The 22,848-nt window shown below is 69.7% G+C and carries 22 protein-coding genes; 7 read left to right on the forward strand and 15 right to left on the reverse strand.

Annotated features, from left to right (window positions below):
- Positions 1–150 precede the first annotated feature (150 nt).
- Positions 151–909 carry an MBL fold metallo-hydrolase gene (locus ACFOWZ_RS04635; protein ID WP_382369195.1) on the forward strand — a complete coding sequence of 253 codons (759 nt, stop codon included), beginning with the start codon at positions 151–153 and terminating at the stop codon, positions 907–909.
- Between the two features lie 267 nt (positions 910–1,176).
- Here ACFOWZ_RS04635 and ACFOWZ_RS04640 read toward each other — a convergent pair whose 3' ends face one another.
- The 4 genes from ACFOWZ_RS04640 to ACFOWZ_RS04655 all read right to left on the reverse strand — a co-directional run bounded on the left by ACFOWZ_RS04640 (position 1,177) and on the right by ACFOWZ_RS04655 (position 4,127).
- Entirely contained in the window at positions 1,177–2,058 is an 882-nt protein-coding gene (locus ACFOWZ_RS04640) for a universal stress protein (RefSeq protein WP_382369198.1), read from the reverse strand.
- 100 nt (positions 2,059–2,158) lie between these two features.
- Positions 2,159–2,794, reverse strand: a complete 636-nt coding sequence (phoU, locus tag ACFOWZ_RS04645) for a phosphate signaling complex protein PhoU (RefSeq protein ID WP_382369201.1) — start codon at positions 2,792–2,794, stop codon at positions 2,159–2,161.
- A gap of 19 nt (positions 2,795–2,813) precedes the next feature.
- Positions 2,814–3,494: a CBS domain-containing protein gene (locus tag ACFOWZ_RS04650; protein WP_382369204.1), complete on the reverse strand. Its 681-nt coding sequence runs from the start codon at positions 3,492–3,494 to the stop codon at positions 2,814–2,816.
- A gap of 147 nt (positions 3,495–3,641) precedes the next feature.
- Complete coding sequence (locus ACFOWZ_RS04655; RefSeq protein ID WP_382369534.1) at positions 3,642–4,127, reverse strand: GyrI-like domain-containing protein; 486 nt, start codon at positions 4,125–4,127, stop codon at positions 3,642–3,644.
- A 276-nt stretch (positions 4,128–4,403) separates the two neighbouring features.
- On the opposite strand from ACFOWZ_RS04655, the gene ACFOWZ_RS04660 reads away from it, so the two are divergent.
- Together ACFOWZ_RS04660 and ACFOWZ_RS04665 are read left to right on the forward strand one after the other, a co-directional pair.
- Positions 4,404–5,297 carry a polysaccharide deacetylase family protein gene (locus ACFOWZ_RS04660; protein ID WP_382369207.1) on the forward strand — a complete coding sequence of 298 codons (894 nt, stop codon included), beginning with the start codon at positions 4,404–4,406 and terminating at the stop codon, positions 5,295–5,297.
- 21 nt (positions 5,298–5,318) lie between these two features.
- A complete protein-coding gene (locus tag ACFOWZ_RS04665) occupies positions 5,319–6,215 on the forward strand; it encodes a hypothetical protein (RefSeq protein ID WP_382369210.1) in 897 nt (298 codons plus the stop codon).
- A gap of 20 nt (positions 6,216–6,235) precedes the next feature.
- On the opposite strand, the gene ACFOWZ_RS04670 is transcribed toward ACFOWZ_RS04665, so the two are convergent.
- From ACFOWZ_RS04670 to sqr, 5 genes are read right to left on the reverse strand one after another with little or no spacing between them, the layout of a single operon-like run.
- The gene (locus ACFOWZ_RS04670) at positions 6,236–7,546 is read right to left on the reverse strand and encodes a wax ester/triacylglycerol synthase domain-containing protein (RefSeq protein WP_382369213.1); all 1,311 of its coding nucleotides are present in this window, start codon (positions 7,544–7,546) and stop codon (positions 6,236–6,238) included.
- Positions 7,543–7,863, reverse strand: coding sequence for a hypothetical protein (locus tag ACFOWZ_RS04675; protein ID WP_382369216.1), 321 nt, complete (start codon positions 7,861–7,863; stop codon positions 7,543–7,545). The genes ACFOWZ_RS04670 and ACFOWZ_RS04675 overlap by 4 nt, the downstream gene beginning before the upstream one ends.
- 28 nt (positions 7,864–7,891) lie before the next feature.
- Positions 7,892–8,359 carry a DsrE/DsrF/DrsH-like family protein gene (locus tag ACFOWZ_RS04680; RefSeq protein WP_382369219.1) on the reverse strand — a complete coding sequence of 156 codons (468 nt, stop codon included), beginning with the start codon at positions 8,357–8,359 and terminating at the stop codon, positions 7,892–7,894.
- Between the two features lie 21 nt (positions 8,360–8,380).
- Positions 8,381–8,698, reverse strand: coding sequence for a TusE/DsrC/DsvC family sulfur relay protein (locus tag ACFOWZ_RS04685; RefSeq protein ID WP_382369222.1), 318 nt, complete (start codon positions 8,696–8,698; stop codon positions 8,381–8,383).
- A gap of 12 nt (positions 8,699–8,710) precedes the next feature.
- Positions 8,711–9,949 (reverse strand): type III sulfide quinone reductase, selenoprotein subtype, encoded by a 1,239-nt coding sequence (sqr, locus tag ACFOWZ_RS04690; RefSeq protein WP_382369225.1) that lies wholly within the window; start codon positions 9,947–9,949, stop codon positions 8,711–8,713.
- A gap of 108 nt (positions 9,950–10,057) precedes the next feature.
- On the opposite strand from sqr, the gene ACFOWZ_RS04695 reads away from it, so the two are divergent.
- A complete protein-coding gene (locus tag ACFOWZ_RS04695; RefSeq protein ID WP_382369228.1) occupies positions 10,058–11,767 on the forward strand; it encodes an aminotransferase class V-fold PLP-dependent enzyme in 1,710 nt (569 codons plus the stop codon).
- Positions 11,768–11,789: 22 nt separating this feature from the next.
- Here ACFOWZ_RS04695 and ACFOWZ_RS04700 read toward each other — a convergent pair whose 3' ends face one another.
- Positions 11,790–12,581: a RibD family protein gene (locus tag ACFOWZ_RS04700; protein WP_382369231.1), complete on the reverse strand. Its 792-nt coding sequence runs from the start codon at positions 12,579–12,581 to the stop codon at positions 11,790–11,792.
- Between the two features lie 257 nt (positions 12,582–12,838).
- On the opposite strand from ACFOWZ_RS04700, the gene ftsH reads away from it, so the two are divergent.
- The 3 genes from ftsH (at position 12,839) to ACFOWZ_RS04715 (ending at position 16,752) form a co-directional block, all read left to right on the forward strand.
- Positions 12,839–14,722: an ATP-dependent zinc metalloprotease FtsH gene (ftsH, locus tag ACFOWZ_RS04705; RefSeq protein ID WP_382369235.1), complete on the forward strand. Its 1,884-nt coding sequence runs from the start codon at positions 12,839–12,841 to the stop codon at positions 14,720–14,722.
- On the forward strand, positions 14,722–16,125 hold the full coding sequence (locus ACFOWZ_RS04710) for an MFS transporter (protein WP_382369238.1): 1,404 nt from the start codon (positions 14,722–14,724) through the stop codon (positions 16,123–16,125). The genes ftsH and ACFOWZ_RS04710 overlap by 1 nt, the downstream gene beginning before the upstream one ends.
- A gap of 135 nt (positions 16,126–16,260) precedes the next feature.
- Positions 16,261–16,752, forward strand: coding sequence for a hypothetical protein (locus tag ACFOWZ_RS04715; protein ID WP_382369241.1), 492 nt, complete (start codon positions 16,261–16,263; stop codon positions 16,750–16,752).
- A gap of 170 nt (positions 16,753–16,922) precedes the next feature.
- Here ACFOWZ_RS04715 and ACFOWZ_RS04720 read toward each other — a convergent pair whose 3' ends face one another.
- The 5 genes from ACFOWZ_RS04720 to ACFOWZ_RS04740 form a co-directional block, all read right to left on the reverse strand.
- The gene (locus ACFOWZ_RS04720; protein ID WP_382369244.1) at positions 16,923–17,978 is read right to left on the reverse strand and encodes a hypothetical protein; all 1,056 of its coding nucleotides are present in this window, start codon (positions 17,976–17,978) and stop codon (positions 16,923–16,925) included.
- A gap of 186 nt (positions 17,979–18,164) precedes the next feature.
- Positions 18,165–19,118: a carbamate kinase gene (locus ACFOWZ_RS04725; RefSeq protein WP_382369247.1), complete on the reverse strand. Its 954-nt coding sequence runs from the start codon at positions 19,116–19,118 to the stop codon at positions 18,165–18,167.
- Positions 19,118–20,110 carry an ornithine carbamoyltransferase gene (gene argF, locus ACFOWZ_RS04730; RefSeq protein ID WP_382369250.1) on the reverse strand — a complete coding sequence of 331 codons (993 nt, stop codon included), beginning with the start codon at positions 20,108–20,110 and terminating at the stop codon, positions 19,118–19,120. The genes ACFOWZ_RS04725 and argF overlap by 1 nt, the downstream gene beginning before the upstream one ends.
- A gap of 11 nt (positions 20,111–20,121) precedes the next feature.
- Complete coding sequence (locus ACFOWZ_RS04735; RefSeq protein ID WP_382369253.1) at positions 20,122–21,366, reverse strand: arginine deiminase; 1,245 nt, start codon at positions 21,364–21,366, stop codon at positions 20,122–20,124.
- Positions 21,363–22,736, reverse strand: coding sequence for an APC family permease (locus tag ACFOWZ_RS04740; RefSeq protein WP_382369256.1), 1,374 nt, complete (start codon positions 22,734–22,736; stop codon positions 21,363–21,365). The genes ACFOWZ_RS04735 and ACFOWZ_RS04740 overlap by 4 nt, the downstream gene beginning before the upstream one ends.
- Positions 22,737–22,848 lie beyond the last annotated feature (112 nt).

Genomic DNA, 22,848 nt, shown 5'->3' on the forward strand with positions numbered 1-22,848 from the left:
CACCACGCACGGCAGTGACGCTCATCCCCGTTCTGCAGGGACCTCTGTCCCTTGAGCACCACGAACCGCCGCGCCACGGCCGAACTGCCCTGTCCCTCCACCTCGGCCTGCAGGATCCTCGGCGGGTCAGCACACTGTGAGGAGGCGGGCATGCCGGCGGAACGCGTGGCCGAGGACGTGTACGTGATCGCGCTCGGGCGGGGCCCCATGGCCACGAACGCCTACCTGGTGCGCACGGACGAGACCTGGGTCCTGATCGACACCGGCTGGCGACGTGACGCCGACACCGTCGCCAACGCCACACAGGCGTTGCTCGGCACGGGAACGCGCCCGACCGCGATCCTGCTCACCCACCTGCACCCGGACCACTCCGGAGCCGCCCCCGCCCTGGCTCACCGGTGGGACGTGCCGGTGCACGTGCATCCAGTGGAACTCCCTCAAGCCGCGGGGAAACTGCTGCCCCAGTACGCCAACCCGCTCGACCGCCGGCTGATCGGACCGCTCATGCGGTTGCTGCCCGCGAAAACCCGCGCCCGCCTCATCGCGGCAGGAGACCTGACCGGCACTGCGCGCGGCCTCGACCCGCTCTCCACCCCACCCGGTCTGTCCGGCTGGGAAGCCGTGCCGACACCCGGTCACACCCCGGGCCACGTCGCCTACCTCCGTCGCCACGACCGAGTGTTGATCACCGGTGACGCGCTGCTGACCATCGACCTCAACGCGTTCGGCCGACGACGGCTCGCAGGCCCGCCGTGGTACACCACGTGGCACCGGTCCACAGCCGAAGAATCGATCCGAACACTGGCGACACTGCAACCCGAGGTCATCGCGCCCGGACACGGCGAGCCCCTCAGCGCCGACGCCGCCACCCGCCTGCGCGAGTTCGCGGACCAGCTGCGCACGCGTTGACGAGCCGGATTCAGACTTCAAGCGCGGCGAGGACTCCCGCTCTGCGGCGGATGCACCGCGAACCCAGAATCACCCGCACGTGCCTTTCCGACAGCGCCGTGTGCGTGGTCGCGACGATTCATCGGTGCCGTGCCGGCGATCCGCCGGCCGCTGGGGCGGTACGGCGGTGAGCGTGCTGTTCACCCTCGGCGGCACGCTGCTGCACGTGATCAACCTCGCCGCTGGCGTGAACCAGCCGGACGGACGCGCGCTGAAGGGCATCGGCCGTCACCGCTGCGGCCGGACCACCGCGAGTGGGCACGGCGCGTGGTGCACGAGCGTCGCGGCCGTGGAACCGAGCAACATCCCGGTGAAGCCGCCGAGGCCGTGGCTGCCGACGACCAGCAGACGTGCCTGCTCACCGAGCCGCAGGAGCATCCTCGTCGCGCGCTCCCTGCCCACCACGCGGTCGACGCGCACGTCGGGGTACTTCTCCTGCCAGCCCGCCAGCCGTTGCGCCAGCAGCCGCCGTTCGTCGTCTTCGACCTCGGTCCAGTCGTGGGCGATCTTCGTGTCGTGGTAGCCGCGGTCGAGCAGGAAGTCGGGCCAGGACATCACCGCGGTGAGCGGCGCGCCGCGGATCGACGCCGCCTCGAACGCGAACGCCACGGCTGCCTCGCTCACCGGCGAACCATCCACTCCGACGACCACCGGACCGTCGGGGGCGGTTGCGCCCCGCACGACGACGACCGGGCATCTGCCGTGCGACACCAGTGCGGACGCGGTGGAGCCGGCGAGCAACTCGTCGAAGCCGTCGAGTCCTCTCGACCCCAGCACCACCAACCGGGCACCCTCCGACTCGTCGACGAGCAACGGCACCGAACCGGTGCACGCCAGTCTCGTGGTGATGGCGATGCTCGGCGCAACGTCACGGGCGACGGCCCGCGCCTGACGCAGCCACATGCGGCCCTGCGCCTGCAGGGCCTTGTCGAGGTGGCCGCCGGCGGCTCCCAGGTCTGCGCGGCTCGGCATCGGTGGGAGATAGGCGTGTGCCAGGCGCAACGGCGCGTTGTGGCGCAGACACTCGTCGGCCGCCCAGCCGACGGCGTCGAGCGCTGACGCCGATCCGTCGACGCCTGCGACGACCGGCGCTCCAGGTCCCTTGCTCATGAAACGAACGTCCTCTTCGCCGGAGGCGGACGACAGGGCGGACCGACTCGGTTCGCGCGGGGCCTTCGGCCTTCCCGTCACAGGAAGACCGCGGACGAGATCACCCGCGGGAGCCGACCGCGAACGCGACCCGCTTGGCAACGGACACCGCGTGGTCGGCGAACCGCTCGTAATAGCGGCCGAGCAGCGTGAGGTCCATCGCCGTCTCGACGTTCCACCGGTGCTCGAAGACCAGCGTGCCGTACAGCGACTTGAGCAAGGTGTCCATCTCGTCGTCGGCTTGTTCCAAGGCCACTGCCGCATCGGCGTTTCCCGTCGTCATCGCCTCCTGAGCGGCCGCGGCCAGCCTGGCCGCCACCGCGCCCATCTCGACGATCGTCGGACGCACCGCCGACGGGACCACCGGCCTGGGATGCCGCTGCCTCACCAGTTCGGCCACATGACGGGCCAGCGTGGCCATGCGCTTGAGGTCCGCGCTCGTCCGTAGACCCGCGATGATCGTGCGGAGATCACCTGCCACGGGCTGCTGCAGGGCCAGCAACGTGAGAGCCTGCTGATCGATCCGGTGGTGCGCCTCGACCAGTCCGGCGTCGTCGTTGATCACCTCGGCGGCTCCGGTGAGCGACACGTCGAGCACGGCGGTGGTGGCGCGGGTCATCGCGTCCCGGGTGCGCTGGGCCAGATCGGCCAGCTGCCGGCGGAACACGGCCAGCTCGGCGTCGAACGCCTCACGCATGACGATCACCTCTCCAGGGTCAGCCGAACATCCCGGCCCGGCGGGGACGCAGGGTGTCGTCCCACTCGTACTCCAGCTCGTTCTCCAAGCCGACGACGCCCGGCAGCACGCGGACGAAGTACGCGGCGAGGTCCACGTCGCTGCGCCGCTCCAGCAGTCCTCGCATCGTCACCACGCCGTCGTGCACCGTGATGTCCACCGTGGCCGGGTTGAGCCAGGTCGAGCTGCCGAAGACCTCGTCCTGGATCTCGGCCCGCAGCGCCTCGTCGTCCTTCACGAACACCTTGAGCAGGTCTCGCCGCGACAGCACTCCGACCAGAGCACCCTCCACGTCGACCACGAACAGCCTGCGCACGCCGGCCTTGGCCAGTTCCACCGCCGCGGTGCTCGCGGAGGCGTCCATGCGGATGGTGCGGACCGGTGTCGTCATCACCTCACGCGCGGTGCCGCCGAGTGCCCTCCGCCAGCGCCGCTTCTCCGCCCGGCTCGACAGAACCGCGGGCCTGGTTCCACCCCGGAACTCCTCCTTCGCCAGCAGGTCGGCCTCGGAGACCACGCCCACGGCGTAGTCCCCCTCGACGACCGGCACCGCGCTGATGCCGTGCTCCTTCATCAGCAGCGCCAGGTCCTTGAACGGCGTCTCGGGATGCGCGGTGACCACCTCGCTGGTCATCAGCGAAGCAACGGAAAGCCTGCGCATGGCGTTCTCCTCCCGTTGGGGTGGTGAGTGTCCGCAACACCCTCAAGGCTTCTCCCCGACGGCTGCGTGCCACAGGGACCTTCGTCGCCACAGCACTGAGCCACTGTGCTCGTCGCGCCACGGCGAAACCGGTGAGCCGCAGCGAGATCACGCCAGGCGTGGCGCCATCCGATACGGCTGCACGACTCCGGTGCGCCACGCCGCCGGATCGGGTTCGACCTCCGGATCGCTGAAGTAGATCTCCCAGGCATCGCCCGCGATGTCGCCGCCCCGTGCCCGCACCCACGACGTCAGCGCGCCGTAAGCCGACTCCATGGCCTCGTAGGGCCCGAGGTGCACCGTCCTGGCGGCCGGGCCTCCGGGAAGCGCTGAGGGGTGCACACCGTCCGCGCGGTCGATCGCCACGCCGACCGGGTATCCCGCTTCCACCCGGAACCGGCCGTCGCCCAGCCGGTGGTACCGAGCGAACGGTGCGCCCGTCGGCTCGATCCCGCAGCCCGCGAGGACGGCGGCGATGTCGTTGTACGTCTTCGTCAGCCACGGACCGATCTCCGGTACCGCCAGGGTCGCCTCGGCGACCGCTGTCGGCTGTTCGGAGAGGATCTGGGGGTGGATGTCGTATCGCTGCACCATCACGTCAGCGTCCGTCGCCGCACGTCCGCGTCGACAGGGTCGTGCGTTCGCAGCCCTGCGGCACCCCGGAGCACATCAGGCGGGACCTTCGCCTCTCCCGCACCGTCCGAGTGGCCATCAGGGACGTTCGGCGCCACCACCGAATCCGAAGATCCCGTCCAGGCCCGGCACAGCCTCGTGGTGCCCGGCCACCGCCTTCCGGCCTCGGCGGAACAGGACCTCGTGCCCGGTTCAGCACGCCCGCCGGACGCGACCCTGGCCGTGGAGGTGAGTGCGGTGAAGGCATGGCTCAGGACACACCGGCCTCTGGTGGGCGGCGCGGCGGTGCTGGTGCTCCTCGGCGTCGCCGTGCTGATCTTCGCGCTGCTCCGGCCGCCGCCCGAACCGCCGGTCGCGACGCCACCGAGCACGTCGGTCACTTCGACGACGACCACACCCACTGGTACGAGCACGCCGACAACGACAACAGCGGCGACCACCACCCGGACCACGACGCCCGCTCCTCCAGGAGTTCCTTTCCCGGAGTCGTTGCGCGGCCAGGACGTCACCAGACTGCCGACCGATCGCAAGGTCGTCGCGCTGACGTTCGACGCGGGTGCCAACGCCGCCGGACTGCCCAGCATCCTCCGCACGCTGGCGGACCAGCACGTGCGCGCGACGTTCTTCCTCACCGGCAACTTCGCCCAGGCCGATCCGGGTCACGTCCAGGCGATCCTCGCCGCCGGGCACCGCGTCGGAAACCACACGATGACGCACCCGTACCTGTCCCGGTTGCCGGACAACGAGATCGCCGGCGAACTGACACGTGCGGAGCAGGCCCTCATGCGCACCGGCGCCGATCCCCGACCGCTGTTCCGCTTCCCCTACGGTGACCGCGACGCACGCACGATCGCAGCCGTGAACGCGCAGGGCTACGCCGCGGTGCGGTGGACCGTCGACACGCTCGGCTGGCAGGGCACGGCCGGCGGCGGCAACGCACAGCGGGTGGTCGACCGCACGGTCGAGGCGCTGCAGCCGGGTGAGATCGTGTTGATGCACATCGGATCTCACCCCGAAGACGGGTCCACTCTGGACGCTGACGCGTTGCCGGGCGTGATCACCGCCGTGCGGGCGCGCGGCTACGAGTTCGTCACCCTCGGCGCGCTGCTCGGCGACGGCCAGACCGGGTGACCACCCTGCGAGGGAGATGAGATGGACGTCGAGAAGTGGCTGCTGACCGGTGATCCGGCCATCCGCTGGCAGGTGATGCGCGACCTCCAGGACGCGCCGGAGGCGGTGTGGCAGGCCGAACGCACACGGGTGGCGACCGAGGGCTGGGGTGCGCGGCTGCTCGCCCACCGCGACGACACCGGCCGCTGGACCCCGCGCCTCTACGGCCGGAAGTGGATCTCGACCACGTACTCGTTGTTGCTGTTGCGCCAACTCGGCCTGCCGCCGGACGATCCGCGGGCGCGCGAGTCGTGTGCGCTGTTCCTGGAGGAAGGGTTGTGGCACGACGGCGGCATGAACCTCGCCGCCACCCAGCAGCGAAGCGAAACGTGCATCACCGGGTTCGCACTCGGTCTGCTGTCCTACTTCGAGATCGACGACCCGCGCCGGGAGCTGCTCGCCGGCTACCTGCTGCGCGAGCAGATGCCGGACGGCGGGTGGAACTGCCTGCGGCATCTGGGCGCCACGCACAGTTCGTTCCACACCACGGCGAACGTGCTCGACGGTCTGCGCGACTACGGCCGGGCCGAGCAGGCGGAGGCACGCGGCAGGGAGTTCCTGCTGGCTCACCGGCTCTACCGGTCCCACCGCACCGGCGCGGTGGTCGACCCGGCGATGGTCCGCCTGACCTTCCCACCGCGCTGGCGCCACGACGTGCTCCGCGCACTGGACCACTTCCGCGCCGCCGGAGCGCACCGGGACGAACGACTGACCGATGCGGTGGAAGCGGTCCGGTCCAGGCGAGGCAGTGACGGCAGGTGGGCGTTGCAGCGGCCCTACCCCGGCGCCGTCTGGTTCGAAATGGAGCGGACCGGCGAACCGAGCCGCTGGAACACGTTGCGGGCGCTGCGCGTGCTGAAGTGGTTCGACAAGTCCTGACGGTGCACTGTGGACTGTCGTCAGTCCAACGACGCGATGCGGTCGAGTTCGTCGCGCAACGCACGCGTGAGCACGTCGAGGTCCGGGAACCGGTCCGGGTCCGCGATCGAGGTGATGGTGACGGTGCCCGCGTAGGTGAACACCTCGAAGTAGACGGTCATGTTCCCGGCACCGAGCGATCCGATCGGGACGGCCGATCGGATCGGCCAGCCGCTGAACGTGAGCGGGTCAGCGGGACCGCGAACGTGGCTGACCAGGGTGTGCATCCGACGCTGGTGGTTCATGTACCAGCGGTAGGCACCGAGTGCGGCGAGTGGCCGGAACAGCCAGCCGAGCAACGCGATCGGCGGCGGCCCCTGGGCGGAGGACTTGTGCGCGCGAACCGCGGCCTCGGTGCGCCGCAGGCGTTGCGCCAGGTCTCCCGTGACCGGCACGGACACCAGGAGCGGACTGACCATGTTTCCCCGCGCGGGTTCCCCCTCCGCGTGACCGGACACCGGTACGCCGATCATCACGGTGTCGAGGGACTCACCGCGGGTCGACAGCACGTGGTTCAGTGCAGCACCCACCGCCACCAGAACCGCGTCGTTGGTGGTGGCGCCGTACCGGTGCGCCGCTGCCCGGAGCGCCTTCGCGGGGACACGGACCACAGCCAACCTGCCGCGTCCTCCGGTCTGCCGCAACAACGAGCACGGCACCGCACGCGGAGGATGCAGCCCTCCTGCGGCGGCTGTCGAAGTGCGGAGCAGGCGCACAGCCGTGCCGGTCCGGAGCACGGCGCGAACCCGTTCCGACACAGCATCGAGGACCAGCGCGCGCACGGTCGGACGCGGCCTGGGGAAGACCACCTCGGGCGCGGACGCTCCCGGATCGGCCAGACCGGCCAGGACGGCGAGTCCGCCGACCCCGTCCGCGAGCACGTGGTGCAGCACGATCACCAGTGCGGCCTGTCTGCCGGCGAGACCCGTCACGAACACCGCCGACCACCTCGGGCCGGTGCGCGGCATCGGGGTCGCGACCAGGGAGTACGCCAAGTCGAGCAACGACCGTTCGTCCCCCGGCTCCTCACATCGCACCACGCGAACCTGGTCACGGAGGTCGAAACGCTCGTCATCGACCCAGATCGGCCCGCCGCACCCGAACGGCGTCCGGATCAGCCGCTGACGCAGTCGGGGGACCGCGGGCACGCGGTCAGCGAGCACCTGCCGGGCCCGATCCAGGTCGAACCCGTCGGCCTCGTGGAACAGCAGCACCACACCGAAATGCTCGGGAGCACGCCGGTCGTCCATCGCCAGGAACGCGCGGTCGGTCGGACTCGCCCGGTCGATCATCGGGTGTCCCGGCGCGTGTCGACGGCCATCACGACGAGGGCCACCAGGAGCACTGCCACGACGAACGGCTCGCCCGGAGGCGCTCCGGTGAAGGCGAAGCGCAACGAGTAGAACAACCACATCCCGGCGAGGCCGAGCCCGAGGAGCATCAGCACCACGCTGATCGAACGCACCGGCGTTCCCGGCCTGAACCGCCCGCGGACGGCGGCGGCATCGAGGTTTCGGCACAGCAGCACCGCGGCCGCGACCGTCAAGGGCAAGAGCGCCACGTGCACGAGGACCATGTCGTTGTCCGTCCCGGTCTGCGTCTCGCCCACGTCGTTCCCTTCCGCCGAGCCTGCTCGGTCACGTGAAGATGATCTGGCCACCCGCCGCGCGCTCGTAGAACTCGCCGACCGTGATGATGTCCTGGAGCTGGTCGATGAAGTCCTCTTTGGACAGTCCGAACAGGTCGACCGAGGCCTGGCACGCGTACAGACCGGCTCCGGTGTCCGCGATCATCTCGATGAACTCGGGGATCGGCGGGATGTCCAGCCCGTCCATCTTGCGCGACAGGTAGTGCGTCATCACCGCGGACATGCCGGGCAGGCCGCCCACCCACGTCGCGAGGTGCAGGCCGGGATTTCCGACCGTGGCGAGCTTGATGTGCTCGTGCCTGGCCTTGTGCACGGCGTCGAGCCCGAAGAACGTGAAGAACAGGCTTGCCTCGATGCCTTCCGCGCGAGCGCCGTTGGCCATGATCAGCGCCGGGTAGATCCCCTCCAGGGAGCCCTTGGAGACGATGATGGAAATCTTCTCGATCTTGTCCGGCATCGGTGCCGTCCTTTCCTGCGATCAGATGCAGCCACGCGGCTTCGGGATGCCGGCGATGCGGGCCGCGAGCTTGGCCGGCCCCTTCGGGAAGAGCTGGTAGAGCTCCTTGACGCTGACGCCGGAGGACTTGCCCAGCGCGCGAACGGTGGGACCGGTGCCCTTCTCGGCGAACTCCGTGCGCATGAAGTTGATGACCTGCCAGTGCCGGCCGGTCAGGTCGCCCACGCCGGCCTCCTGCGCGATCTCGGCCGCCATGTCCTCACGCCACTGCCCGGGGTCGGTGAAGAAGCCTTCGTCGTTCACCGAGACCTCGGTTCCCGCGTACACCTTGCTGGACATCCAGGTTGCTCCTCACCGGAGTTCGAATCGCTTGCCCGCCAGGGGCATCGCGGTGGACACGCCGGGCAGGTCCCTGCCGGGCAGGAGGCTGTGCCAGTACAGCCAGCCGAACATCAGCTTGCCGAGGTGGTTGAGCCGGGACTCCTTGAGCAACGGCAGTCCCACCGCGGACGGGTAGTGGCCGGGCAACGGCTCGGTGTCGTAGTTGAAATCGATCAGCACCGCCTTGCCGAAGCCGCTCTCGATGAAGCAGTTGGTGTGGCCGTCGAAACTCGCGTCGAGCTCTTCCCCTGCGAGGTACCGCACCACGTTGCGCACCAGCACTTCTCCCTCGAAGTGGGTCACGGAACCCGCCTTCGACACGGGGATCGCCGCGGCGTCGCCGATGACGAAGACGTTGCCCCTGACCTTCGACTGCAGGGTGTGCTCGTCGGTGGGCACGAAGCCGAGCGCGTCACCGAGCCCCCAGGACCGCTCGACGCATTCGGCTCCTCCGTGCGCGGGCACGACGACGGCCAGGTCGAACTCGACCTCCCGCTCGTCGAACGAGATCAGCTTCCCCGCCGCACCGTCGACCTCACCGGTGTTGAACTCCGTCACCAGCTCGATGCCTTTCTCCTGCAGCATCCTGGCGAGCTCGCGGGAGGCGACCGGTTTGGTGAACGCCCCGTCCAGGGGTGTGACGTAGGTCAGCTGGACCTGGTCGCGGATGCCGCGTTCCTGGAAGTACCAGTCGGCCAGGAAGCAGAACTCCAGCGGCGCCACCGGGCACTTGATCGGCATGTCCACCACGTTGACGACCACCCGGCCGCCCTCGAAGTCACGCAGCGCCCCGGCGAGCGCGGTCGCGCCCTCCAGGTCGTAGAAGCTGAACACCTTCGACATCCAGCCGGCACCGGTCAGGCCCTCGGTCTCCTCCGGCACCAACCGGGCACCGGTCGCGACGACCAGGACGTCGTACTCGAGCTCGGCACCCCCGGCGAGGTGGACCCTGTTCGCCTCCACGTCGACGTGGTCGACGCCGCAGTCGCGGTAGGTGATGCCGTCGTGCAGCTGCCGACGCCGGGAGCGGACGAGATCCTCCTGGTGTGCGAGCCCGAACGGCACGAACAACAGGCCAGGCTGGTAGACGTGGGCGTCGTCGCGGTCGACGACGGTGATCTCGCACTCCCCCGCCAGGGCGCGCTGGAGCCTGTTGGCCGCGAGAGTGCCGCCGGTGCCGCCGCCGAGGATCACGATTCGCCTGGTCATGCTCACCAGTCTTCGGTCCGGCGCGACCGGTCCCCAGGGGCCTTCGTCCCCGCGCACGCGGGCCCATGGACCGCGTCCGCGGGCCGTGCCCGGACTCACGATGAACCAGTGACGAGCAACGTTCTCGACGCTCCGACCTCGCCGCTGCTGGACCGCATCCGCAGCGGCCTCATCGGTGACGGCGAGGTTCTCGACGGCCCCTACGGTCCGCGCAGGATCATCTACGCGGACTACACCGCGTCGGGCCGGTCGCTGGACTTCGTCGAGGACTTCATCCGCGCGCACGTCCTCCCCCGCTACGCCAACACCCACACCGAGAGCTCCGGCACGGGGCTGTACACGACGAGGCTGCGCGAGCAGGCCCGACGTCTCATCCGTGATTCGGTCGGTGGCACGGAGGACGACCTCGTGATCTTCTGCGGCTCGGGTGCGACCGCCGCGATCAACAAGCTCATCGGGATTCTCGAGATCCGGCTTCCCGCGGGGCTGAGCGACAAGTACTCGTTGCGGGACCGGATCCCGCCGGATGAGCGCCCGGTGGTGTTCGTCGGGCCGTACGAGCACCACTCCAACGAACTGCCGTGGCGCGAGTCCATCGCGGACGTCGTCGTCATCGGCGAGGACGCCCGCGGTCACATCGACGTCGCCGAGCTGCGCAGGCAGCTGGTGCGGCACTCCGGCCGCCCACTGCTCATCGGCAGCTTCTCCGCCGCCTCCAACGTCACCGGTGTGCTCACCAACGCCGACAGCATCGCGGCCCTGTTGCACGATCACGGCGCGCTGTCGTTCTGGGACTACGCTGCCGCAGCCCCGTACGTGCCCATCCGCGTGCGGGAGAGCGCGCCCGGTCGAGGCGACCACAAGGACGCGATCTTCCTGTCACCGCACAAGTTCGTCGGTGGCCCGCAGACACCCGGCGTGCTCGTGGTGCGCCGGGAGTTGGTGACCAACGCGGTGCCGACGGTGCCGGGCGGCGGCACGGTGGCGTTCGTCCGCCCGGACGGCCACCGCTACCTCGACGACCCGGTGGCCCGCGAGGAGGGCGGCACCCCCGCCATCGTCGAGTCCATCCGGGCCGGTCTGGTGTTCGCGCTCAAGGACGCCGTCGGCACCCGGCTGATCCAGGCCCGCGAAGAACGCCTGTGGCGGCACGCCCTCGCGGCGTGGGAGGACGAACCGGGTGTCGAGATCCTCGGCAACCACGACGCCGCCCGGCTGTCCATCGTGTCCTTCCGCATCCGCCACGGCGAGCGGTTCCTGCACCACAACTTCGTCGTCGCCTTGCTCAACGACCTGTTCGGCATCCAGTCCCGCGGCGGTTGCTCCTGTGCCGGACCGTACGGGCACCGGCTGCTCGCCATCGACACCGCGCACTCACACAGCTACGACCACGAGGTCACCATCGGCTGCGAAGGTGTCAAGCCCGGCTGGGTACGGCTCAACTTCAACTACTTCATCACCGACGCCGTCCGCGACTACCTCGTCGAGGCCGTGCGGCTCGTCGCCCGGTACGGCCACCGGCTGCTGACCGACTACCTCTTCGACCCGCACACCGGACTGTGGCGGCACCGCGCCAAAGCGGCTGTCCCGCTGGAACTGCCGGATCTGCGCGCAGTGGTGAACACCTCCGCGGCCGCCACCGCGCGGCGTGCCGACGACGGTGTCCTGGCCTCACAACTGGACGATGCCCGGTGTCTGCTCGCCGAACGCGCGGACCTGATCGACGACGGGCCCACCGGGCTGTCCGAGGAGTTCGAGGCGTTGCGGTGGTTCCTCCTGCCACCCGTGTGTCTGCTCGGCCAGGCGCGTACCGGGTAGAGGTCCTCCTCCAGTTGCGTGATCACGTCAGGTCGAGCACCTGGTAGCGCAACAGCACTCGATCACGGGACCGCTGCTCGACCTCGGCCAACCGCAGCGGCGTCGGCGATGCGTCCGGCGGCAGGTCGGTGGCGGTGAACAGGGCGGGGGTGGTCGTGCCGCCGACGGCGATCGGGACGACCTCGATCTCGATCTCGTCCAGCAGTCCGGCGCGCAGCAGCGCCCCGTTCAGGCGCCCACCACCGGTGGAGACGACGGTCCGGACGCCGAGCAGGCCGGCGAGCTCGTCCAGTGCCGTCTCCAGATCAACGTGTCGATCACCGACGACCAGGTAGGGAATTCCTTCGTGCCGCAGGAAGGACAGGTATTCCAGGGGCGTCGCCTCCGCCACGAGCACGAGCAGGTGCCATCCGCTCCAGTCCGGGCCGGGGAACTGCTTGTAGACCCAGCGAACCCGCCCGCGACTGTCCGGCACGACCAGCCACCCGTCGGTCGCCAGCGCGGTGATGTGGTCCGGGAGGTGGTGCTGCCGCAGTTCCTGCGCCGTTTCCGTCGGCGGCGGGAACTCCGGGACCTCCTGGTCGTCGGTGACGAACGATCCGCTGCCCTCAAGAATGACCTGGGGACGATGACGCCGCTTGACGTCCGCGTACCCGGACCCGCTGTAGACCGGCCAGCGCTCGTCGGTCATCAGCAGCACGCCCGGCGACAACGTGACCCGCCCGTCCACCGAGCTCGAATTGTGGGCGATGACCCGCGGCCGTCCCCGCGAGTTCCGGACTTCCTGTGCCCCGTCGGGCATTTCGTCAGTCATGGCGGCATCCTGTCACTCACCACCGACAACGCGCGGAAGCCAGCGCGTCAGCTGCGGCTCAGCCGTGCTCGTGATCGTCGCCGGGCAGTTGCCGTCCGCTGAAACCCGCGCGCCTCACGCCGGTCCCGCTCGACCACGTGCGGGTGGTGCAGCACGCAAAGGGACCAACGTCCCGGTCCGGGGTTCCGCTGGTCCCTGGGGCTTGTACCCCGCGCTGCCTAACGTCGGGTGAGTTCCCGCGGAGTGAGGAGCCCACGTTGTCGCGTACAGCCAGGTCAGGGCCGCCACCAGACCCGGTCCCCGGCACGCCGCCGGCACGGCCGTGGCGCTGGTGGTCGTGGCTGCTCGTGCTCGCCCTGGCCGCCGTGCTGGCTCTGCTGTTCTGGATCGGAGTGACGTTCAGTCCGGCTACCTCGCTGTCCTACACCGATTTCGTGTCCAAAGTGGAGGCCGATCAGGTGGTGGACGTCACGGTCGACGAACTGGGCTCGGTGCGCGGCACGCTGCGGGACGGGTCCGCGTTCCGCTCGCAGATCCCGTCCGCTCTCGACACCCGCGAACTCGAGGCGAAGCTGACCGCGAAGAAGGTCCAGGTCACCGCCGAGCAGAACGACAGCGGCTGGGGTCTGCTGCTGTCGATGCTCGTGCCGCTGGTGTTGCTGCTCGCGCTCTTCAGCTGGATGGGACGGCGCGCCAAAGGTGTTCTGGCCGGCGGCGCGGCAGGGTTCGGCCGGTCACGAGCGAAGATCATCGAGGCCGAACGGCCTACGACGAGGTTCACCGACGTCGCCGGCTACGACGGGGTGAAACAGGAGGTCAGCGAGGTCGTCGACTTCCTGCGCGATCCTGGCAAGTACGCGGCGGCGGGCGCGAAGGGGCCGCGCGGCGTGATCATGGTCGGGCCGCCGGGCACGGGCAAGACGTTGCTGGGCCGCGCGGTGGCCGGTGAGGCCAGCGTGCCGTTCCTGTCGGTGACCGGATCGGCGTTCGTCGAGATGTTCGTCGGCGTGGGCGCGTCACGAGTGCGCAGCCTGTTCGAGGAGGCGCGCACGCGGGCGCCCGCGATCATCTTCATCGACGAGATCGACGCGGTGGGCGGCCGGCGCGGTGCCGGCGGCATCGGTGGGAACGACGAACGCGAGCAGACGCTGAACCAGCTGCTGTCCGAAATGGACGGCTTCGACCAGACGAGCGGGATCGTGGTGCTGGCGGCGACGAACCGGCCGGAGTCGCTCGATCCGGCGCTGCTGCGGCCGGGCCGGTTCGACCGCCAGGTGATGGTGCCGCTGCCCAACCAGGCCGAGCGGGCTGCCATCCTCGCGGTGCACGTGAACGGCAAACACCTGGGCGAGGACGTCGACCTCGGCAAGATCTCCCGTGCCACACCGGGGTTCTCCGGCGCGGACCTGGCGAACCTCGTCAACGAGGCCGCGATCTTCGCGGTGCGCGCCGACCGCACGGTCATCACCGCGACCGACCTGGTGGCCGCGCGTGACCGCGTGCTGCTCGGCAGGCGCGACTCGTCCAACGCGCTGCTGCCAGAAGAGCGCTGGGCGGTCGCGGTCCACGAGTCAGGACACGCGCTGCTGGCAGCGTTGTGCGAACACGCGGACCCCGTGGAGAAGGTCACCATCCTGCCCGCGGGCATGGCGTTGGGCGCCACGGAACAACTGCCCGAGGTGGAACGGCACCTCTACCGGGAGAGCTACCTGGTCGACCAGCTCACCGTCCGGCTCGGCGGGCGCGCGGGCGAGCTCGTGATCCTCGGTGAGGGGTCGACCGGCGCCGCCGACGACCTCGCCGGTGCCACCAGGCTCGCCACGCGCATGGTCACCGAGTTCGGCCTGTCCCCCGCGCTCGGGCCGGTCGGCTACACGGCCGGCGAACCCCGGTTCCTGCCAGGTGGATCAGCCGGTGGCCCCGGCCGGCCGTACTCCGAACAGACCCAGCGGCAGATCGACCAGGAGATCGCCCGGCTGCTGCGTGAAGCAGAAGATCGGGCCATCAGTCTGCTGACGGAACACCGCGGGGCACTCGAACGCCTCGCCGGTCTGCTGACCGAGCAGGAGACCCTCGACGGCACCGCCGTACTCGCCGTCCTGCACGAGGATCTCGTGGCCGCGGCCGTTCTCGAGCGGTGATGACCGCGCCCAGCGAGTTCACGCGGGCGCGGCGGGTGCTGCGCGTCCGCCCGTTCCGGCGCCTGTTCCTGGTGCTGGGCCTCTCGTCGCTGGGCGACTGGGTCGGGTTGCTGTCGACGTCGGCGTTCGCCGCGGGCCAGGTCAGCGGTCCGGCCGCCAAGGGCGTCGCGTTCGGCGGCGTGATCGCCGTGCGGATGCTGCCGGCGCTGGTGCTGGGACCGCTCGGAGGGATCGTCGCCGACCGCTTCGACCGGCGGCACACCATGGCCGTGTGCGACACCCTGCGGTTCGCGTTGTTCGCCTCGATTCCGACGGCAGGCCTGCTGATCACCGCACCGGCGGCCGTCGTCGCCTGGGCGGCGCTGGCCACGTTCGGGATCGAGGCGATCGCCATGGTGTGGTCACCGGCCAAGGAAGCCGCCGTGCCGAACCTCGTGCCGCGCGACCAGCTGGAGGTGGCCAACCAGCTCAGCCTCGCGACCGCGTTCGGCGTCACACCGGTGCTCGGCGCCCTGTTCATCGGTGGCCTCAACGCGCTGGTGACCTCGCCCGTGCTGGGGCTCACTGCCACCGACCTGGCGCTCTACTTCAACGCGCTGACGTTCCTCGCGAACGCCCTGGTGGTCTGGTTCGGCATCGCGGAGCTCGGCGGGCACAACGGCAAGGGAGAGGCAGAGCACCGGAGCGTGCTGCGCGTGCTGGTCGACGGGTGGACCTACGTCGGCCGCACGCCACTCGTGCGGGGCCTGACGTCGGGAATCCTGGTGGCCTTCGCCGGTGCGGGCGCGGTGATCGGCACCGCGCTGTTCTACGCGCGCTCGCTCGGAGGCGGGGACGCGACGTTCGACCTGCTGTTCGGCGCGTTGTTCGCCGGGTTCGGGCTGGGTGTCGTCACCGGCCCGATCGTCGTGCACGACCTGTCGCGGCGCCGGTGGTTCGGTCTGTCGATCGCACTCGCGGGATCGTCGGTCGCGCTGCTGGCGGCGGCGCCGAACCTCGCGGTCGCCGTGCCGGTGTGCGTTCTCGCGGGAGCCGGGGCGGGCATGGCGCTGCTCACGGGGACGACCCTGCTCGGCAGCGAGGTGGCCGACGATCTGCGCGGGCGGGTCTTCGCCTTCGTGCAGACCGGATGCCGAGTGGCACTGCTGCTGACGATCTCCGCGTCCAGCGTGCTCGTCGGCGTGGGGGCGACCGCTCGGCCGGTCCTGCTGGCGACGGGGGCCGCGATGGTCGTGGGTGGCCTGCTCACGCTGCGCAGGATCGACGACCGTCCCGGAGTGCCGCTGCTCAGGGACCTCCGCACCGCGGTGCGCCGCAGGCCGGGAAAGGCGCAGGAACCGGACGATCACGCCGGCGACGAGAGCCGCCGGGATCAGGCCGGCTCTGGTGCAGGACTTCCGTGACTCCGGTTGACGTTCGTCACCGGCCGACTCGTACCCCCAGGGGTGTGCAAGCCGCAGTGCCCGCCCGGCACGAGACGTTGGTCTCTGGGGTGCGCGGCGAACCGGTGCTGCTATGGGCGAGGAGGTGTGAGAACCATGCAGAACAACATCTTCTTCATCGTGTTGTGGCTCTTGTGCGTCGTCGCGACGATCACGGCCGCTGTGCTGGCGCCCCGCTGGGAGCCGGGCCGCTACCTCGGCCGCGCCGCCGTGAGCGTGTTGTTCGTCCTCGGTGGCGCGCTCGTGCACGTGATCAACCTCGCCAGAGGGGAGGACTACGCGGGCTTCGCCGATTCCGCCCACTTCGGCTGGGTGACCGACGCGTGGAGGGCCGTCGTACCGCCGAACCACGTTCTGCTGATCGGGCTGCTCATCGCGTTCGAGACGACGGCAGGAGTGCTCGTGGCTCTGGGCGAGCGGTGGACGCGCCTCGGCTACGCCGCCGTGATCGCGTTCCACCTCCTGCTCTGGTTGTTCGGGTGGTTCGTGACCGTGTACGTCCTGATCATGCTGCCACCGCTCGTGCTGCTGCTGCGCACGGAGACGCGGCTCAGTCGTGATCGCCTCCAGGCAGGTCCCGTCCGGTGAGACCGACATGCGCCGACGGAGTCGAAGTCCAGCGGTGGCTGGGCGAGCAGCACGCCGCTCAGCCCGCCGAGCAGGGAGGTGATGCGGTGGTGAACCACGCCCGGCGAGTTCTCCTGGACGCGGCAGGTGCTGCGCCCAGGAGAACTCGAAGGTCGCGCGGGTCATCCCATTCACCACCGAGCCCGCGGTGTTCTCGTCTTCCAGATCACGGCCCGCCCCGTCGATCCACGGGACCAGCCGGCGACGACACCGGAGTCGTTGATCGACCGCGCGCCGCTGGACACGTCACCCGGCAGCACGCCGAGGTCCGTCATCCTGCCTGACCTGTCCCAGAGCGTTGCCCGAATGGAGCCGGACGGGTTGTCGCTGCTGCCGATCGCCACGCCTCTCCCGTTGATCCTCATCGCGATGCTCCGCCGCTCCTCGAGCGAGACCAGCTTTCCGTGCTCGTCCCATCTCGCGGCATGGCCGTCGACCAAACCGACCGCGACGTTGTTGTCGTTGACGGCGTACGCGATGCCGAACTCCCCACCGGCCGGGAGGTCGAGAGCGGTCACGCGGCCGTCTCGCTCCCAGCGGACGGGATGCGAGTGCACGGATTCAGGGATCGTGGAGGAGCCGACCACGACCCCGTGGTTGTTGATCCATTTACCAGTGGCGCTGTTTCCCAGCGTCGGCAACTCGGTGACTCGGCCATCACGGTCCCACACCACGGCCCGACCCCACTCCATGATCGTGACGGAGGCCGTGCCGGTCGCGACGTCGTGATCGTTGATGTTGCCCGCGATGCTCGACCTTCCTTCCGGGGGAAGAGCGAGGTCCGTGACGCGGCCGCGCTGGTCCCATCTCACCGCGTGTGTCCGGCCGTCAAGCGCACGAGCCTCACCCAAGCAGATGCCGTTCCGGTTCACCGAGCCCACATAGGTGTAGATTCCTTCCACAAACGATTGCAGCACAGTCATTTCACCGTCAGCTCCCCATCTGACGGCATGCTGATCCGAGCCGTTCCACACCTGGCCGGTGACCACGTCCGAGTCGCTGATGTCGAACGCCGTGGCCGAGAACCCGGCCGGGACCCTCAACGCGGAATACCGGCCGTCGCGGTCCCACAACGCAGCGCGCGAAGTCCCGTCCGCGAACCGCACGGTCCCCACGACCGTGCCGCTTCGGTTGACGGACGACGCATCGCTGTCCGTCGTTCCGCCGGGAACCTCGAGGGCGATCATCTTCGGACGAACCAGCGCGTTCGGATCGTCAACGGCGGCAACGGCCCCGGGGTGGGCGATCGACACCACCAACATCCAACTCGAGGCAGTGGCAAGAAGTTTTCGCAGTGACGTGTGCACCTTTCTCTCCCCTCCGTCGATGGCCGACAGGCACCCCGTCACTGTCTCGGCGCGAGCGAGGAGAAGTCAGGGTCGAAGGATCCGTTCGTACGGGGCCATTCGCAGTGGGGCATCGGTGATCCGCACACCCACGGTCGTCCCGGCCTCGCCGCGCAGGATCGCCTCGGCGTCGGTGAGCGCGCCGATCGCCGCCGTGGACCCGGTCGCCTCGACGAACCGGCGGCACGCCTCGATCTTCGGGCCCATCGAGCCGGCGGGGAACGTCAGGTGTTCCAGCTCTTCCAGGTCGAGGTGGTGCAACGGTTCGGCGTCCGGCAGGCCGAAGTCGGTCATCACGGCGGGCACGTCGGTGAGCAGGAGCAGGCGGTCGGCTCTCAGAGCGATCGCGAGTGCCGCGGACGTGAGGTCCTTGTCCACCACGGCCTCGACGCCGACCAGCTTGCCCGTGTCCACGATCGGTGCGCCTCCTCCTCCGGCGCAGACCACGACCGTTCCGTCACTCACCAGCTGCTCGATGGAGTCCTGTTCGACGAGCCGCAGAGGTTCGGGCGACGGCACGACGCGGCGCCAGTGCGGGCCGTCCGCTGCCATGGTCCAGCCGTTCTGCTCGGCCAGCTGGTTCGCCCGGTCGCGGTCGTAGACCGGGCCGATGAACTTGGTGGGTGCGGAGAACGCAGGGTCGCCGGCGTCGACGACGGTCTGGGTCACGACGGCGAGGACGGGTTTGCGGACTCCCGCGTTGCGCAGCGACTGGGCCAGCCAGTAGCCGATCATGCCCTGCGTCTCGGCGCCGAGGGTGTCGAGCGGGTACGGGCGGGTCAGCGCCGGATCGGCCTCGCTCTCCAGCGCGAGCAGGCCGATCTGCGGGCCGTTGCCGTGGCAGATGACGAGTTCGTGGTCGGCGGCCAGTGGTGCGAGGGCGCGTGCCGCTGCCTCGACGTGGTGGAGCTGGACGGCCGCGTCCGCGCGTTCGCCTCGCATGAGCAGGGCGTTGCCTCCGAGAGCGACGACGATGCGCATCAGGAGGCCAATCCGGAGATCATGACCGCCTTGATGGTGTGCAGGCGGTTCTCGGCCTGGTCGAAGACGACGGACGCGGGTGAGGAGAAGACCTCGTCGCTGACTTCGGCGCCGTCGAGGCCGTACTGGTCGTGGACTCGGCGACCGACGGTCGTGGTGCGGTCGTGGATGGACGGCAGGCAGTGCAGGAACTTCGTGTTCGGGTTGCCGGTGGCCTTCATCAGCTCTGCGGTGACGCGGTAGGGCGTCAGCAGCTCCACGCGGCTTTCCCAGACCTCAGGTGAGTCGCCCATGCTCACCCAGACGTCGGTGTAGACGAAGTCGACGCCGCGGACGGCCTCGTCCGGGTTGTCGGTGACGAGGACGCGGGCGCCGGTCGCGATGGCGAGCTCGTGCGCTTTGTCGATCACGTCGGCGGGTGGCTGCAGCGAGGTGGGGGCGGCGATGCGGACGTCCATGCCGAGCAGCGCGCCGGTGATCAGCAGGGAGCGGGCGACGTTGTTGTGGCCGTCGCCGACGAAGGCGAAGCTGATCTCCTCGACCGGGCCGGGGTGGTTCTCGATCATGGTCAGGACGTCGGCGAGCATCTGGGTCGGGTGCCAGGAGTCGGTGAGGCCGTTCCAGACGGGGACGCCAGCGTGGTCGGCGAGCTCCTCGACGGTCTCCTGGGCGAAGCCGCGGAACTCGATGCCGTCGAACATGCGGCCGAGGACCTTCGCGGTGTCCGGAATGGACTCCTCGCGGCCCATGTGGGAGCCGGTCGGGTCCAGGTAGGTGACGTGGGCACCCTGGTCGTGGGCCGCGACTTCGAACGCGCAACGGGTGCGGGTGGAGCTCTTCTCGAAGACCAGGGCGATGTTCTTGCCGGTGAGCAGTGGCTGTTCGGTGCCGGACGCTTTGGCCCGCTTGAGACCCCGAGCCTGGGAGACGAGGTCGAGGAACCTGTCCTTGGTGAGGTCGAGTTCCTTGAGAAGAGAGCCTGGGTGTCGCATCGGAGGTCCTTTCAGATGCCGTCGCGCTGGATCGGGCAGGTCATGCAGCGGGCACCGCCCCGGCCGCGGCCGAGTTCGTTGCCGGGGATGGCGATGACCTCGATGCCGTGGTCGGCGAGCATGGTGTTGGTGACGGTGTTGCGCTCGTAGCCGACGACGACGCCGGGTGCGAGGGCGAGGAAGTTGTTGGCGTCGTCCCACTGTTCACGTTCGGCGGCGCGTGCGTCCTCGGCCGCGCAGAGCACGCGGAGGCGGTCGAGGCCGAGCTGGTCGGCGATCGTCGCGAACACCGAGTCGCGTTCCTCGACCCGCAGCCCGGCAGAGGCGCGCTCGACCACTTCGATCGGGTCCGGCGGGGTGATCAGCCACGTGCGCAGCCGAGCCGGATCGAGTTCCGGGTAGCGGATGAAGGTGGCCGGGTCGAGCATCGTCATGACCGTGTCGAGGTGCATGAGCGCGTGCGAGCGCGGCAGCTGGACGGCGATCACGGACTTCGCCTGGCCGGTGCGGAACAGTTCGCGTGCGAGGATTTCCACGCCCATCGGGGTGGTCCGCTCCCCCATGCCGATCAACACGGTGCCGCGGCCGAGGACGAGGATGTCGCCGCCTTCCAGCGTCGCGGGCTGGTGGTTGGCGTCGTCGGCACCGTAGTAGGTCGGGAAGGTGACGTCGGCGAACAGCGGGTGGAAGCGGTAGACGGCCTGGCAGTGCAGGGATTCGCGGCGGCGGGCGGGCTTGGCCATGGGGTTGATCGTCACGCCGCCGTAGATCCACGCCGAGCTGTCGCGCGGGAACAACGTGTTGGGCAGCGGCGGGAGGACGAAGTCGTCGAGGCCGAGCGAGCTCCACCGCAGGCTGTGCACGCCGAGGGGCGACAGGTCTGCGCGGGTGATGCCGCCGATGAGCAGTTCGGCGAGCTGTGGCGCGTCGACCTTCTCGGCGAACTCGCGCACCGGGCCGGCCAGCGTGGGGCCGAGCAGCTCCGGGGTGCAGACGCGGTCGAGGACGAACGCGCGGGCTTCCGGCAGTGCCAGGGTCTCCGCCAGCAGGTTTCCGGTGTGGTGCACGGTGATGCCGCGAGTGCGCAGGACATCGGCGAAGTGGTCGTGTTCCTCACGAGCCTTCGAGGCCCACAGCACGTCGTCGAAGAGCAGTTCGTCGCAGTTGCGCGGGGTGAGGCGGGACAGCTCCAGGCCGGGCCGGTGCACGACGACCTGGCGGAGCGTGCCGACCTCGGAGTGGACGCCGAGGGTCATGACTTCGCCTCGCCGTACTCGCCGCGGCCGGCCTTGAGCCAGATGTAGAGCGGCACGCCCAGCAGCAGGCACACGGCGCCGTAGTAGACGGCCTGGTAACCGCTCCCGGCCAGGGCCCAGAAGGAGAAGACCAGGGCGAGCACCGAGATGATGCCGTCACGCAGGAGGTGCGGCCACTCGGCCTTGCGTCCGCGGACCAGCAGCCAGAAGAGCTGGGCCGCTGCGCTGAACAGGTACGGCACGACCGCGGTGAACACCGACAGCAGCACGAGCGTCGTGAAGACCTGCTCGAAGTTGGTGTAGCTGACGACCACCAGCACCGAAGCCAGGACGGTCGAGCTGATGATGCCGAAGCTGGGGATGTCGCCTCGGGTGCGCAGGAACGCCTTCGGGAACAGGTTGTCCTTCGCGGCCGCCATGGGCATCTCGCCGATGATCAGGGTCCAGCCGATGAGGCAGCCGAGACCGGAGACGACGGCGGCGATCGCGATGGCCTGCCCTGCCCACTGGCCGCCGAAGATGGCGTTGGCGGCGTCGGTGAACGGTGCCTTCGTGTCGCGCAACGCGGCGTTCGGCACGGTGCCGAAGACGGTGAGCGTGCCGAGGATGTAGATGACAGCGCAGCCGATGGTGCCGAGGACGGTGGCCCGGCCGACGTTGCGCTCGGGGTCCCGGACGCGGCCGGCGGCGACCGAGGCGGTCTCGATGCCGATGTAGCTGAACAGCGCGATGGCCGCGGCAGCCGAGATGGCGCCCCAGATCGAGGTGCCGCTCGCGTTGAACGCGCCGAAGTTCGCCGACTTCACGAAGAACACGCCGACGGTCGCCATGAACAGCAACGGCACGATCTTCAGCACGGTGAAGAGGATCTGCGTCACCGCCATGTTCCGCAGACCGGACAGGTTCACCAGAGCCGGGATCCACAGACCCACCAGAGCGATCACGATGGACCAGCCGACCTTGTGCTCCGTGTTCACGAACACCTCGACGTAGCCGACCAGCGCGACGACGATCGCGGCGTTGCCCGCCCAGGCGGTGATCCAGTAGCACCACGCGTTGAGGAAGCCGGCGAACTCACCGAAGGCGTCGCGCGCATAGACGTAGGGACCACCGGAACCCGCGATTCGCTTGGAGAGCGCACCGAACGCGAGAGCGAGCGCCAGGGCACCGATCGTGACGAGCACGAACGCCACCAGGCTGACCGGACCGAACGGCGCGAGCGCGGCGGGAAGGCCGAACACGCCCGTGCCGATGACGGAGCCGACCACCAGCGCGATCGCGGTGGGCAACCCGAACCTGGACGGCTTCGGCGCACCGGCGCCGGGGTCAGGCCGCGTCGCGGCAGCTGGTCCTGAGATGTCTGTGCTCACGACGCACTCCCAACTCCGATGTGGACTTTGCTGTGAGCAGCCTGCGCCGGACGTGCACGGCGTCCCACCGACCCAGGGCTTGTCGGTGCCGGGCACTAGGTCCCGTTCCTGG

It is taken from the genome of Lentzea rhizosphaerae (assembly GCF_042649515.1).
Lineage (GTDB): Bacteria > Actinomycetota > Actinomycetes > Mycobacteriales > Pseudonocardiaceae > Lentzea > Lentzea aerocolonigenes.

Excerpts from the sequence above, each read along its gene's own strand:
- ACFOWZ_RS04640 (WP_382369198.1), bottom strand. The coding sequence starts at position 2,058 with ATGAGCAAGGGACCTGGAGCGCCGGTCGTCGCAGGCGTCGACGGATCG.
- ACFOWZ_RS04655 (WP_382369534.1), bottom strand. The coding sequence starts at position 4,127 with ATGGTGCAGCGATACGACATCCACCCCCAGATCCTCTCCGAACAGCCG.
- ACFOWZ_RS04715 (WP_382369241.1), top strand. The coding sequence starts at position 16,261 with ATGCAGAACAACATCTTCTTCATCGTGTTGTGGCTCTTGTGCGTCGTC.
- ACFOWZ_RS04720 (WP_382369244.1), bottom strand. The coding sequence starts at position 17,978 with ATGATCGCCCTCGAGGTTCCCGGCGGAACGACGGACAGCGATGCGTCG.
- ACFOWZ_RS04710 (WP_382369238.1), top strand. The coding sequence starts at position 14,722 with ATGACCGCGCCCAGCGAGTTCACGCGGGCGCGGCGGGTGCTGCGCGTC.
- ACFOWZ_RS04635 (WP_382369195.1), top strand. The coding sequence starts at position 151 with ATGCCGGCGGAACGCGTGGCCGAGGACGTGTACGTGATCGCGCTCGGG.
- ACFOWZ_RS04685 (WP_382369222.1), bottom strand. The coding sequence starts at position 8,698 with ATGTCCAGCAAGGTGTACGCGGGAACCGAGGTCTCGGTGAACGACGAA.
- ACFOWZ_RS04725 (WP_382369247.1), bottom strand. The coding sequence starts at position 19,118 with ATGCGCATCGTCGTCGCTCTCGGAGGCAACGCCCTGCTCATGCGAGGC.
- argF (WP_382369250.1), bottom strand. The coding sequence starts at position 20,110 with ATGCGACACCCAGGCTCTCTTCTCAAGGAACTCGACCTCACCAAGGAC.
- ACFOWZ_RS04650 (WP_382369204.1), bottom strand. The coding sequence starts at position 3,494 with ATGCGCAGGCTTTCCGTTGCTTCGCTGATGACCAGCGAGGTGGTCACC.
- ACFOWZ_RS04735 (WP_382369253.1), bottom strand. The coding sequence starts at position 21,366 with ATGACCCTCGGCGTCCACTCCGAGGTCGGCACGCTCCGCCAGGTCGTC.
- phoU (WP_382369201.1), bottom strand. The coding sequence starts at position 2,794 with ATGCGTGAGGCGTTCGACGCCGAGCTGGCCGTGTTCCGCCGGCAGCTG.
- sqr (WP_382369225.1), bottom strand. The coding sequence starts at position 9,949 with ATGACCAGGCGAATCGTGATCCTCGGCGGCGGCACCGGCGGCACTCTC.
- ACFOWZ_RS04700 (WP_382369231.1), bottom strand. The coding sequence starts at position 12,581 with ATGACTGACGAAATGCCCGACGGGGCACAGGAAGTCCGGAACTCGCGG.
- ACFOWZ_RS04670 (WP_382369213.1), bottom strand. The coding sequence starts at position 7,546 with ATGATCGACCGGGCGAGTCCGACCGACCGCGCGTTCCTGGCGATGGAC.
- ACFOWZ_RS04680 (WP_382369219.1), bottom strand. The coding sequence starts at position 8,359 with ATGCCGGACAAGATCGAGAAGATTTCCATCATCGTCTCCAAGGGCTCC.
- ACFOWZ_RS04665 (WP_382369210.1), top strand. The coding sequence starts at position 5,319 with ATGGACGTCGAGAAGTGGCTGCTGACCGGTGATCCGGCCATCCGCTGG.